The organism is Kothea flammea (assembly GCF_052161645.1).
In the GTDB taxonomy this organism is placed as follows: domain Bacteria; phylum Planctomycetota; class Planctomycetia; order Pirellulales; family Pirellulaceae; genus Laterigemmans.
In genome coordinates this window covers 5,447,546-5,460,609 of record NZ_CP197414.1, presented here as the reverse complement: position 1 = coordinate 5,460,609, position 13,064 = coordinate 5,447,546, and the positions used below count along the sequence as shown (strand labels likewise).

General features: G+C 56.0%; 10 protein-coding genes. 5 read left to right on the top strand and 5 right to left on the bottom strand.

The genetic code is table 11. The features are described 5' to 3' along the window. Positions 1–6 precede the first annotated feature (6 nt). A complete protein-coding gene (locus tag SH139x_RS20355; protein WP_488351600.1) occupies positions 7–501 on the bottom strand; it encodes a hypothetical protein in 495 nt (164 codons plus the stop codon). Between the two features lie 471 nt (positions 502–972). Between SH139x_RS20355 and SH139x_RS20350 the strand changes: the two genes are divergently transcribed. Both SH139x_RS20350 and SH139x_RS20345 read left to right on the top strand, forming a co-directional pair. Then, entirely contained in the window at positions 973–1,722 is a 750-nt protein-coding gene (locus tag SH139x_RS20350) for a penicillin-binding protein activator LpoB (protein ID WP_488351599.1), read from the top strand. A gap of 69 nt (positions 1,723–1,791) precedes the next feature. Then, positions 1,792–3,093 (top strand): COG3014 family protein, encoded by a 1,302-nt coding sequence (locus SH139x_RS20345; protein WP_488351598.1) that lies wholly within the window; start codon positions 1,792–1,794, stop codon positions 3,091–3,093. A 417-nt stretch (positions 3,094–3,510) separates the two neighbouring features. Here SH139x_RS20345 and SH139x_RS20340 read toward each other — a convergent pair whose 3' ends face one another. Then, positions 3,511–5,289, bottom strand: a complete 1,779-nt coding sequence (locus tag SH139x_RS20340) for a 30S ribosomal protein S1 (RefSeq protein ID WP_488351597.1) — start codon at positions 5,287–5,289, stop codon at positions 3,511–3,513. Between the two features lie 248 nt (positions 5,290–5,537). On the opposite strand from SH139x_RS20340, the gene rpiB reads away from it, so the two are divergent. Continuing rightward, complete coding sequence (gene rpiB, locus SH139x_RS20335) at positions 5,538–6,026, top strand: ribose 5-phosphate isomerase B (protein ID WP_488351596.1); 489 nt, start codon at positions 5,538–5,540, stop codon at positions 6,024–6,026. A 41-nt stretch (positions 6,027–6,067) separates the two neighbouring features. On the opposite strand, the gene SH139x_RS20330 is transcribed toward rpiB, so the two are convergent. From SH139x_RS20330 to SH139x_RS20320, 3 genes are all read right to left on the bottom strand, one after another. After that, positions 6,068–7,444, bottom strand: coding sequence for a transposase (locus SH139x_RS20330; RefSeq protein WP_488351595.1), 1,377 nt, complete (start codon positions 7,442–7,444; stop codon positions 6,068–6,070). A gap of 340 nt (positions 7,445–7,784) precedes the next feature. Beyond that, positions 7,785–9,062, bottom strand: coding sequence for a PQQ-binding-like beta-propeller repeat protein (locus tag SH139x_RS20325; protein ID WP_488351594.1), 1,278 nt, complete (start codon positions 9,060–9,062; stop codon positions 7,785–7,787). A 67-nt stretch (positions 9,063–9,129) separates the two neighbouring features. Next, positions 9,130–10,053, bottom strand: a complete 924-nt coding sequence (locus tag SH139x_RS20320) for a helix-turn-helix domain-containing protein (protein ID WP_488351593.1) — start codon at positions 10,051–10,053, stop codon at positions 9,130–9,132. Positions 10,054–10,487: 434 nt separating this feature from the next. On the opposite strand from SH139x_RS20320, the gene SH139x_RS20315 reads away from it, so the two are divergent. Beyond that, positions 10,488–11,573, top strand: a complete 1,086-nt coding sequence (locus SH139x_RS20315) for a sigma-70 family RNA polymerase sigma factor (protein ID WP_488351592.1) — start codon at positions 10,488–10,490, stop codon at positions 11,571–11,573. 39 nt (positions 11,574–11,612) lie between these two features. After that, entirely contained in the window at positions 11,613–13,061 is a 1,449-nt protein-coding gene (locus SH139x_RS20310) for a TIGR01777 family oxidoreductase (RefSeq protein WP_488351591.1), read from the top strand. Positions 13,062–13,064: the final 3 nt, after the last annotated feature.

The following is a 13,064-nucleotide window of genomic DNA, read 5'->3' as shown; positions in this document are numbered from 1 at the left end:
CTTCCTTTAATCCTTTAAATCGTCATCCAGATCGTCCAAATCGTCGGCTAACGATTCGAGGTCGTCCAACTCTTCGTCGCCATCCTCGCGGTCAGGCCCCAAGCCAAACTCCGCGCTGATCTCGTCCTCAATCTCAATTTCGTACTCGTCTTCCAATTCCTCCTCGAAATCGTCATCAAAGTCGTCATCGAAATCGTCCTCGTCAATTTCATCGAAATCATCGAGTTCATCGTCTTCGCCGCCAATGACCTCCTCATCTCCGTCCGCGGTGTCGCCGTCACCCAGGTCGCTGTCGTCATCAAAACCGGAGAGTTCGCCGCGGATCACGGCCGCTTGATCAGGGTCCAGCACCAAGCCGCAAGCACCCAGGCTGAAATCGTCCTCGAGCGGGCCGCGCACGGGTGGGACGCCGATTGGCGCGGAAGGGTCGTGCTGAGGCGGAGCCACTGCGGGGATTTCCCGATCAGATTCTTGGGGAGAGGTAGGCAAAACGACGGACATAATCGTGAGACCGATCGAACGGAGTTGAAAAAAAATCAGCCGAGAGCCCAAACTGGACTCTCCACGCTGTTGGTAATCTGCGTAGGAAAATAAGAGTTTCGCGACGTCCCGATGTTTGTCAACGCAACACAGCCCTAACGTCCGATTTCAAGCGATGCTGAGGCAGTTTTTTTTGCTTTTCACCAACATCCCACCCGCCCAGAGGCCCCAAGTCCTGAAAAGATTCCGCGACTGGGGGGGATAGTGGGTTTGGGTGGTTTGGCAGGTAAAGGCCAACGAACGACCATGGGCGGGCAGCGACAAACAGGTTGCTCCAAAGCCTAGTTTTCAAGTAATGATAAACATAAGCGTGGTTATCTTAAAACTCTAAGCAGCTGAGCACCGAACGGTTCATCAGCTGGGGGTTTTCTGGATGGGTTCTGAGCTAAGGACGCCACGCGTTCTCAGGTACACAAATCGGAGCGACTGGTGATGGATCGCCGCACTTTTCTCGGATTATTTGGTCGCAGCAGCGGTTGGGCGATCTCGGCCGCCGTGTTGGCTTCGACCGGTTGCGCGAGTCGCCAGTATGGCCACTTGCTGACGGCTGATGACACCGACATGGTGGGCAGCCATCAAGCTGGCGCTGCAGTTTGGAATCCGTTGGTCGATCAAAGTGTGGCCAAACTGTTGTCGCGGTGCGACGCCGGAGTGATTCACCCGGCCGCTTATGAGGATCAGCTGGCTGGCGCCGCCTTAGTCCCGGGCGAGTTACCCTCGCCAACCACGACCTCGGTGCCAGCAAAAGTTTGTTTTATCGCCTTGGAAAACAAGAGTGCCGAGGAGTTGATTGATTTTAAAGAACAGCTGTATCAGCGGATTGACGCTCAGGTTAACAGTTCGGGGAATTTTCGCATGATCAGCCGGCGGATGGTCGATGCCGCCTTGTTAGAAACTCGCATGCGCCCCGATTCGCTGTTTTTGCCAGGTAATCGCGAGCTGTTTGCCGCCGCGCTTGGACGCCAGGGTGCTCCGGTCGATTTTCTCCTGTACGGAACGATCACCAGTGGCACCACGCAGCGAAACAAGAGCACCCAACGCGATTACGAGTTGACGATGGAAATGGTCAACGTGCATTCGGGCGACTACGTCAAAGAGACCGCCACGATTCGCAAGGGCTATCACAAGTCGCGAACGGGCAAGTGGTGGAATTATGGGCTGTTCCAACAAGCGGACGGTTGAGTGAAGGTGCCCCCTTTGTTCAACCCAGCAGCTTTGCCCAGAGCAAACGTCGCGCGACTGTTTGTAGTCATGTGTTGCGTCGTTGCCTGGTTGCCGCTGGTCGGTTGCAAAACCGGACCCCGTCCGCTGGATCAAGCTCGCCAGGACTACTTTTTGGGCAACTTCGCCGCATCGCGAACCCAATTCGAGAAGTTGACGGAGCGGGATCGGCGGCTGCGGGACGTGGCTCAGCTCGATTTGGCGATCGTCGAGTTGGCCGCCGGGAACGCGGCGCGGGCCGATGCCTTGCTGCGGGATAGCCGTGACACGTTCGACGATCGCCAGGCCTCGATCACGATGCCGACCGCGACAACCTTGCTGACCGATGATCGTGACAGCCCCTACGACGCGGCCGGTTATGAAGATGTGATGATTCGTTCGCTGCTCTCGATCACGTCTTTGATCAGCGGCTCGGGAGATGCCGAAGCGTATGCCTTGCAAGCTCAAATGAAGCAGGGAGAATTGGCTCAGCAAGCTGCTGAACGCGGGCTGGAGAATGTCGGCCAAGTCTACCAACCCCTGGCACTTTCACCCTACATTCGTGGTTTGCTGCGAGAGTCCAATCATCACGACTATGGCGATGCCGAGCGGGCTTACCAATTGGTTGCCCAGTGGGAACCCGAATTTGCCTTCGCCGCCGAAGATGTCCAGCGAGCCAGCAGCGGCACCCACAGCCAACCAGGCTACGGCGTGCTCTACGTTTTCGCTTTGGTGGGCCGCGGGCCAATTCGCGTCGAAGACTACGCCGAGGCGACCGGCTCGGCGCTGCTGATCGCCGATCGCATCGTGGCTGCGTCGAGCGAATTGGCGATTCCCCCGACGCTTACTCCCATTCCGGTACCGCAAGTTGTCGTGCCCGCCTCGCACGTGCAAACCGTCGGAGTTCGCGTCAACGGCGTGGCTTCCGGGACGACGGCGCGCCTGACCGACGTGGGCCGTTTGGCAACCCGTCAAGCCGAGGCGGAGCTGCCTTGGACGGTTGCCCGAGGGGTGGTGCGGCGGGTGGCTAAGAAGGCGGTGGTGACGACCGGAGCGAAATCGATTTCTGGAAATTCAGCCGGTGTGGAACAGGGATTGGCGCTATTGGGCTCGCTGTGGGAAGCGACCGAAAACGCTGACACCCGCTGCTGGAGCTTGCTGCCCAGGGAAATCCAAGTCCTCCGCGTGGAAGTACCTGTCGGCAAACACCAGGTCAGCACGGCAGCGCTGGGGCCCCGCGTCGCTAGCACCCCGGTCACGGCCAGCATCACGATTCGTGACGGTCGCAACGCCTACCTGCTGGTGATCGCCCCGGATGACCGTGTTACGGCAATGACCCTGCCCGCCGAGTAGCAACTGTTCGGCTAACGTAATCGCACTCAATCGGCCGCAACGCGCCAGCGTGCGGTTCCTCAGTGGCATGTTGTGCTGTGAAAACCGCAGGCTGGCGCCAGGCGGCTGATGGAACGATCGCCGACGCGCCAGCAGCAATCAGTCGCCACACGTCAGCGTGTGGTTCCCCCGACTGCGTGTTGTGTTTTGAAAACCGCAGGCTGGCGCCAGGCGGCTGATGGAACGACGGCCCAACGCGTTGGCAGAAATCAGCCGCCACGCGCCAGCGTGCGGTTCCTACGGTGGCGTGTTGTGCCGTGAAAACCGCAGGCTGGCGCCAGGCGGCTGATGTAGCCGGCGCATAAAAAAACCCGGCTGGCAGCGATGGCTGGCAACCGGGTTTCGTGATCAACTTGGCGTTCTGAAAACGCTAAGGCATCATTCGCTGGTCGGGATCAGCGGACCTTCGCTGTCACCGAGACCGCCCTTCAGTTCGGCATCGCCGGCAACCTTTTGGCGTTCTTCCTCAGCGGCTTCCTCTTCTTGGCCTTCTTCCCAATCGACGCGTTTGCGTGACAAGCCGATCTTGCGTTCGTCGGTATCGACGCGGAGGATCTTGACTTCGATGTCATCGCCGACCTTGACGATTTCTTCGGGGTCTTCGACCTTGTGTTCAGCCAATTCGGAGATGTGCAGCAGTCCTTCGAGGCCATCTTCGAGGCCCACGAAGACACCAAAGTTGGTGATCTTGGTGACCTTGCCGTTGACCACTTGGCCGGGCTGATACTTTTCAGGGATGTCGGAATCCCAAGGATCGTTATCGAGTTGCTTGAGCCCCAGAGCGATGCGGCGACGTTGTTGGTCGACGCTGAGCACGCGGCACTCGATCTCTTGGCCCTTCTCCAGCATTTCGCTGGGGTGGCTGATCTTGCGAGTCCATGACATGTCGCTGACGTGCAACAAACCATCGATCCCTTCTTCGAGTTCGACGAAAGCACCGTAGTTGGTGAGGTTTCGCACGCGACCCTTGACGTCGGTCCCTTCGGGATAACGTTCCACCACTTCGTCCCAAGGATTCTTCTGAGTCTGCTTCATCCCCAAGCTCAATTGCTGGCCTTCGGGATCGACGGCCAGAATCTTGACTTCGATTTGGTCACCAATGTTGACCAATTCGCTGGGGTGATTGACTCGCTTGGTCCAGCTCATTTCGCTGATGTGCACGAGGCCTTCGATGCCCGCTTCGAGTTTTACGAAGGCACCGTAGCTCATCACGTTGACGACTTCGCCCGTGTGCACTGACTCGACTGGGTACTTCTCTTCGATGTTTTCCCACGGGTTGCGGTCCTTTTGCTTCAAACCAAGCGCGATCTTTTGCTTTTCGCGGTCGATATGCAGCACCTTGACCTCGATCTCTTGATCGATGGTGACCATTTCGGTGGGGTGACCGATCCGTTCCCAAGCCATATCGGTGATATGCAGCAAGCCGTCGATTCCGCCCAAGTCGACGAAGGCACCGAAGTCGGCGATGTTCTTGACAATACCCTTGCGGATTTGTCCGACTTCCAGTTCCATCATCAAGTACTTGCGATCTTCTTCGCGTTGACGTTCGATCAACGAACGGCGACTGATCACAATGTTGCGGCGAGTATCGTCGATCTTCAGCACTTCGGCTTGGATCACGCGGCCGATAAAGTCGCCGATGTCGCCCGGTCGGCGAATGTCGACTTGGCTGCCGGGCAGGAAGACGCTGACGCCGATATCGACCAGCAAACCACCTTTGATTTTGCGAACCACGGTACCGGTGACCACTTGGCCCTCGGCAACCGACTCCATCATCTCTTCCCACTGGATGATCTTTTCGGCTTTTCGCTTGCTCAGCGAGATCATGCCATAGGGGTCATCAGCCGCCCCGAGTTCGTCCTCCATCTCTTCGATCAGGACTTTGACGATGTCGCCGACTTTGGGTGTCGCTTCATCGGGGCCCCATTCGTCGAGGCTGACGGTGCCTTCGCTCTTGAAACCGACGTCGACCAAGGCCCACTCGTCGTTCAGTTCGACGATCCGGCCGTTGACAATTTTTCCGGCGTCGTAATCCTGTTGCTCTTGCTCAAGAGCCTCCAGAATCGCCTCTTCAGCCTCCTCGGCCGGTACTAGGACGGCCAACTCCTCGGCCAGACTGTCATCTTCAAGTGAGCGAATTAAATTGCGGTTAACCATAACGAACTCAGATGACCTAACCAGCGACAACAAATGAAAAGCGATGGCGCCATTGAAGGAACATTGCCATCAGGTTACAAAAATTGCGGTTAGGTCACGGGGGTTAGAGGAAAAAACTAAACTGACATAACCCGCAACAATATCAAAGCCAGCCATTAGCCACAACGGCCATTCACCCCCCCTAGTGATTGTTGGCCCTTTTTCTTGCCGCTGGTCATCCCAAAATTTCTCACACATTTTCCGCTCGCATGCAAAACACCACTCCTCAACCACTGCGCCTCGCCATTGGTGGCGATCACGCTGGTTTCCCGCTCAAGTCGGAGCTGGCGAACTGGCTGGGGCAGCAAGTCACCGCAGTGGTCGATTGCGGGGCAAACGACGCCGTTAGCAGTGATTACCCTGATTTTGCAGTGGCGGTCGGGCAAGCCATCCGGGAAGGTCGCGCCGATCGCGGGTTATTGATCTGCGGCAGCGGGGTGGGGGTCAGCGTGGCGGCAAATAAAATCGTCGGAATTCGCGCATCGCTGTGCCACGATACTTATTCGGCGCGCCAGGGCGTGGAGCATGACGATCTCAACGTACTTTGCATCGGAGCACGCGTGATCGGCCCCGAGTTGGCGATGGATGTCATTCGCAGTTTTCTCGCCGCTCGTTACACCCCGCTAGACAGGCACGCCAGGCGAGTGGAGAAGATTTTGGCCATCGAGAAACAGAATTTGAATCCCAGCGGAACTTGAAAATATTTGCGCTGGTGTCCCGGCTAAAGAGATCGTCCAGCTTACAGCGATGCGTTTTCACTGCGTTTTTCGCGGTTGTATAGCGTCAAGGTGTTCTGAGCGAGCGCCAGCAGGCCCACCTCGGCTCGTACCCGAGCTAATCCGTGACCGTGTTGAGTAGTCTGATTGCGGTGGAGCTTTCCGTCGCCAAAACTTCTTTCAACTGATGAACCACGCTTCCCTCGACTCTGGCGACCCGCTTCACCTGACATCTTTTCCTTTTGCGCATCCAGTAGATGCTGTTCTTTCTGGCGGCTGATGGTCCGACGTTTTGAGCCATTACCCAAGCACTTGAACGCTAGTGGACAACCCAAGCAATTTTCCTTCGACTGCTCAAAACGCAGTTCCGGTACCATGCGTCCACAGGCGCGGGGAAGCTGCACGGTACGTACTAGTTTCATCGCATGGCCACCAGGGCAGCGCAGCTCGCCGGTGGATCGATCAAAGTCGAATTCGCCTGAGGGTATTTGGAGTTGACCGTTGGCCAGTTTACGTTGCTGCATGATGTTGTCCTGAACCGGTGCCCACAAATCAATTCCCAACCGCTCACAATCCTTCAAATCAAGAATCGAGCAGTAGCCGGCGTCGGCATGAATCGTCCGCAAGCAACCCTTGACGATACGTTGGCATTGCTCGATCATCGGTCCCAGGGTTGTGTTATCACTGTTTTGCCGAAACACTTCAAAACCTAAAATCACACCACTCTGGCAGTCGGTCATATACTGGATGTTATAGAGCGGTCGGACCACGTCATATTTGTCTCGGCCAATCACCGCCTCGGGGTCAGCCGGACTTACGACCAGCTTGGCTTCATCGCGGCGATAACGTGAGTGAGCCTTGCGATTATCGCGGATTTTATCAAGCAATTCGCGTTTTGCTTGCCGCAGACTGTGCAATTGCCTGCCACGTCCTGCGGCGGTTTCAGCAATCCACTTCGGGACCTTCTCGAGTGGCTTTGCGGCAGCGATCTGAAGCGGGTCGTCAATTGACCAGATCGCTCGTTTGAGTTTATTCAAGCGACGATTGATCTGCTTGAGATTGTAGATTTTGTGTCGTGACGCATTGGCCGAGGTGAACGTTCCATCCAAAGCGGCTTCGACGGGATCGACCAGCCCGTTATCGGTTGCATCATTGATGAGCTGCTGGTGGAGAGTATCGATGAACTTGCCAGCTCGGTCTCGAAAGTCGTACCAGGCTGAACGCGAGGGAGCGATGCCTTGGCCAACCAGCTTGCATTGATCTCTCGAGGTCGCGTCGCGAAACCACTGGGCCGGACTGGTCAGTCCGGCGAGGATCTGAACCAGCACAACGGCGAGCATCAATTCAGGCGGATACGGTTTCGATGCGGTACCTCGATACACCTCACGCAGTGTCTGCAAATCGAGGCGGCTGATGGTTCGCCGGACGGCCTGGACATGGGAATCGTCTTTGAGCTGCTCTTGGAGAGCAAGTAGTTCTGGGGAACCTTCCGCCAGGGGCGGATACTGGAATGCAGTTGTTTTTTGGTGACAGAGTCATTAGCTTTCAACTGGCCTCGTCGGAGTGACAATAAATCACTCGCACTCGTAGTGCGAACAGTCCACCCCGTGCGAGGCCAATTTTTTTTGCTAGCAAATCATAAGCTGTAAGCTGGACGATCTCTTTAGCCGGCCGTTTCCAATACCGGAATCGCCCAAAGTTTACACACCAGCATGCACTACCGAGGACATTCATTCTACACTACTCAAACCGACACGCCTTCAAGCCGCGGATGTCGCGGATCAGCACCAAGTTGCCAGCGACCGCGACGTGCGCCCAACTATCGTCGGCAATCTTGAACGAGTCCAGTTCGCGGTATTCCTCCGGAGTCGCTTCGATCAACCGCAATGTGCCGTTGCTGGAAAGAGCCAAAATCCGCTCGCCGCTACCAATCATGCTCCAGTAATCTTCGGTCGGCTGGGTGATCCAAGTCCCCTCGCCAGTTTCCAGATCAACGCATGTGAATCGTGTGTTGCGGAGGTGCAGATACAGGTGCCCGCCCAGTACCACGGGTGACGCCATATAGGCCTGGTGCTTCTCGTCCCAAATCTGGGCCACATCCCACTTGCCGTCAGTTAGGCTGATTTCCCATAAGTTCGCCCGGCCACCGTAAGCACTGGTAAAAATGCGGTTGTCAATGATCGTCGGCGTGAGAATGTTCATTCCTCGGAATGCTTCAATCGGCTGAGTCCAATACACTTTTCCATCTTCAGGATTCAGCCCACAGAGTGCTTCGCGAGTTTGGACCACCAGTTGGCGTACCCCGTGTAAAGTGGCGAAAATTGGCGACGAGAAAGCACTGTCCATTCCCCCGTTGCCCTGCAGTGACCGCCAAACGGTCTCGCCGGTGTTAGCGTCGAGCTTGCACAAAGCTTCGCCCGCTTGAACATAGACAAATCCGTCATCCACCAGTGGTGAACTGGCGAAACCAAAAGCGGGCACGGCAGTCTTATAACGTTCCGTAAAGTCACACCGCCAAATCTCCTCACCGGTTTTTAGGTCGAGACAAACGAGCAAATCCTTCATCCCGGCGATGTAGACTTTGCCGTCCGCGATTGCCGGAGTGGCGCGAATCCAATCGCCATTCTTCTTGGCAAAGAAGGGAACGCTCATTGCCCCTTCCCACTGGGTGGTCCAGCTGACTTTTCCAGTTTCCAGCTCAAACGCCGTGACACGTTCCAGCTTGGCATCCACGGTTTCGGTCGTGACCACTAAACCGTCGCTAACAACAGGTCCCGAATAGCTCGGTCCCAAAGCGGCTTTCCAAACAGTTTCCAGGCCACCCTCGCCACTTAATTTCGTTGGCAAAGCGGCATCGGCTGGTAAAATTGCCGTCCGTTCAGGCCCCCGCCACTGCGACCACTGGTCACCCGCCATCGCCAGCCCGCCGGCCGGAACCAAGGAAATCAAGCCTGCCAAAGAAGCCAGACGCAGCAAGCTTTTTAATTGTCTGGCCATGAACAACGAGCGAGTAAACATCAATTAGGTTCCATGAAGATGTATGAGAAAAGAACGTTCTAGCCACTAACCACTAGCCACTAGCCACTCAATTATCGGATTGCTGAAGCGGTAACCTGGCAGCAGGCAATTGCTGCGACTGGCGGCGGATCACTTCCGCCAAGCCGACCAGTTGATTTAGGCTGTCGCAGTGAGCAGTATACCGCAACAGGGGACGAATTGCGTCAGTCAAGCCGCGTCCCCCGACCATTAAAACACAGTCGTCGGGCAGCGTGTCGGCCAGTTCGTTAAAACATTTAACAAACATCTCTTGGCCGCTGACAATCGAGACACTCAGCCACACCATCTGTGGGCGATACGCTTCAATCGCTCGCATTAAGGTGGCAAACGGTAGATTGGTCCCCAGCGATTCCGCTCGCCATCCAACTTCACGCAACGCCAAATCGACGAGAGATGTTGGCAGCTGATAATTGTCACCCTCGGGCGAACCGCCAATCGCGATCGGGCCCGTCGGCTCCCCCATCGCGGACCGTAGTTCCAGAATTAATCGCGTGCATATCTCACAACCCCGCCGCTCTTGATACACCTCTAGCTCATTCCGCTCCCAAGCTTCTCCAAATCGGTGCATTGCGTCGGTGATCAATAATTCGCAGGCCGCCGTAGCACTGCCAGTCGCTTGCCAAACCGCTCTCAGCAAAGCGGAGCACTGGGCATGATTCCCCATCGCCAAAGCTTGCCGGAATGCTTTTTGCTCATCTGTTCCGGGGGTAGTTCGCGGTTGCCGCATACGAACCGGCGGAGCTTCCAGCCCAATCGCCATTGGATTCAATAAAGGCCGCTCGCTTTCTCCAAGAAAACGAATCAATTCGTCCAACGGGATACGTCGGTGCCCTCCAGCCGTGCGAATCATCGGAATCAAGCCCTGGTCACACCATCGCTTGACAGACGATTCGCTGACCTGCAACGCATCGGCGACCTGTTTTGGTGAAAATAGCGACGGCGGGGCGGGCACGATAAATGAAGTCCAATGATTACGAGAGCACAACCAAAAAAAATTAGTCCTCAGCGACATTCAATCGCTGTGAAACCAGCCAATCAAACATTGGCTGGTTTGTCATGAACGTTTTATCGGTTGCTCGAAGTGAACGATTTGACTGTTTTCGAAATTCAACCTTATTGTACCTCGCCAGTCAACCGGCGACCGGATTTGTGTCCGTTTTTGAACAATATTGCCGAAAAAAAACGAGGTAATGATGTGGCGGCAACTTTTTTTGGTAAAATTCGGAGCAGAGCAGTTGATTCGTTCGCCCCAGCTCGTTATCAATAGAAATGAACGTTTTGAACGATTTGCTGTTGCGAAACGTTCACTGGCGACGAAAGAGTGGTTTTCGGGATGGGGCGTCCATCTTGCAGGCCAGCAATTGGCTCCATGACAGGAATACACGAATGGCCACAGCAACTGAGCGAACGAAGTCGGGCACGCGGAGCGGACGCACGAACAGGAAAGCTTCTTCCGCCTCACCTGCCGCCAAAACCGCACTGCGTCGACCAACTTGGTTAAAACATCCTGAATTGGCCGCAGCGACGGCAGCTTATTTAGCCGAACGTGCCGATCTCGACCAACTCGACGAAACGCAATTACGTGCCCGCACGAAAAGTTGGTTGCGAGAAGAAATCGGGTTTATTAACAATCCAGAATTCGTCAGCAATGGGATTGCCCAGGCGATTTTTGCCGAAGCCCTTGATTTGAACCCAGTTGCTGCGGGTGGCGGCAATGTGCTGAAGCGCCTCCGGTTGGCCGATCTGCCAGCCCATCTCGGCCGCCTCTGTGAAGCCGAATTGCTGACCCCCGAACAGGAGAAAATGCTGTTTCGGCGGATGAATTTTCTGCGACATCAAGCCACCCTGCACCGTGCTCGGTTAAATCCCGATCGCCCCAGTAAGACACGAATTGAACTGGTGGAGCGGTTAGTTGCCCTGGCGGATTGGCATCGGGATGCTTTAGTGCAAGCCAACATGCGACTGGTTTTTTCCATCGTGAAAAAGTTCGTCAATGCAAACAACGCTTTTGATGATTTGCTCAGCGATGGCATCGTGGCTTTGATCCGTGCTGTGGAGAAATTTGACTACGATCGCGGTTTTCGTTTCAGCACCTACGCGACACAGGTCGTTCGTCGCAATGCTTACCGCATCGTCGTGCTGAAGCAGAAAGAAAAGTCCAAAATGGTTGGGGGGCTGCAGGAGCTGGGGCTCGATGTTAGCGATGAAGAACGTCAACCTGCCATCAGCGAGCATCGCTGGCACGAATTACGCAGTCGCTTGGCTGTGATGTTGGGCGATTTGGACCGGCGAGAAAAATTTATTATTCGCGCTCGCTTTTCACTAGGTTCACACCGTAAAGTCCAAACCTTACAGGCGCTTGCCGACCGTTTGGGTGTCTCCAAGGAACGTGTTCGTCAGTTAGAGAAGCGTGCGCTCGACAAATTGCGAGGAATGGCTTGTGACGTCAAGCTGGCCGATTTGGAGGCGTAAGCAGGCGTTGCCAGTCCCCTTCCCGTAAAGTCGTTCCGCATGAGTGATGATCTTGTTTTTGAGCGCTCGCTGGATCTCCCAGTGAGTCAGGAAGAGGCTTTCCAGTATCACGACAGACCGGGCGCCCTGCAGCGGCTGGTCCCTCCTTGGGAATCGATCACGGTTCCGCAATCAGACGGCAGCCTCCAGCCGGGCAGTCGGGTGGTGCTGCGAATGCGAAAATTCGGCATACCATTAACTTGGCGGGCCGAGCATACCGAATATGATCCGCCCTTCAGGTTCGTGGATGTGCAGCGGAGCGGTCCATTTGCGAGCTGGCATCATGAGCATCGCTTCGAAATGTTGCCAGTCAACGGAGCGGCGGGCGACGCGACGTTGCAAAGCCGAATGACCGATTTTATACGTTATCGGCTGCCCCTCGGTGGGCTCGGACGGTTGCTGGGCGGGGCGAAAATTCGTCGCGACTTGATACAAATGTTTGCTTATCGGCACTGGGTTACCGAGCATGATCTCCAGGTCTTCTGCCGACATCGCCTTGCTCCGCAAAGGATCGCAATTTCCGGGGCCAGCGGTTTAGTTGGCGGTGAACTTGTCTCATTTCTGCAGCTGGCAGGTCATCAAATCGACCGCATTGTTCGGCAGACGAGCCAGTCGCTCGCCGGTTCCAAAGATAGCCCTGAGACCGGTGTCGAGATCGCCGCTTGGGAATCAGCCGAGGAAGCGAGCAAACTGTCCGGCTCCGACGCGGTTATTCACTTGGCAGGGGAATCGATCGCCGCGGGACGCTGGAGCGACGACAAGAAGCAAAGGATTCGCGACAGTCGCGTGATCAAAACGCGTCAATTGTGCGAGCAACTGGCTTCGCTGGAACGACCGCCGAGCGTGTTGCTGTGTGCCTCCGCGACTGGGATCTATGGCGATCGGGGCGATGAATTGTTGACGGAAGAGTCTGCCGCCGACGAGTCGTTTCTGGCCGAGGTTGCCCAGCAGTGGGAGGCCGCCTGTCAACCGGCGGTCGATGCGGGCATCCGGGTGGTGCATCTTCGCTTTGGACTAATCCTTACGCCCCGCGGCGGTGCTTTGGCAAAAATGCTGCTGCCAGCGAAGTTCGCGGGTGGCTCGACCGGTTCAGGCGAACAATGGTGGAGCTGGATCGCGATGGATGATCTGCTCGGTGCCGTCTATCACTGTCTCGCGAATTTGTCCATTGTGGGGCCAGTCAACTTTGTCAGCCCCGACCCCTGCCGCAACCGGGACTTTGCCAAGATTCTGGGGCGCGTCGTCGGCCTGGCAGGCTTGCCCGCGCTGATTCCAGCGCCAGCTTTTGGTTTGAGATTGGCTTTGGGTGAGATGGCCGATGCGCTGTTGCTGGCAAGTACTCGAGTGCAGCCAAGCGTTTTGCAAGCGAGCGGTTTTGAATTTCAACTGCCCGACTTGGAAACCGCGCTGCGGCATATGCTGGGGCGTCGCACGTCACCTGGGGAGTAATTG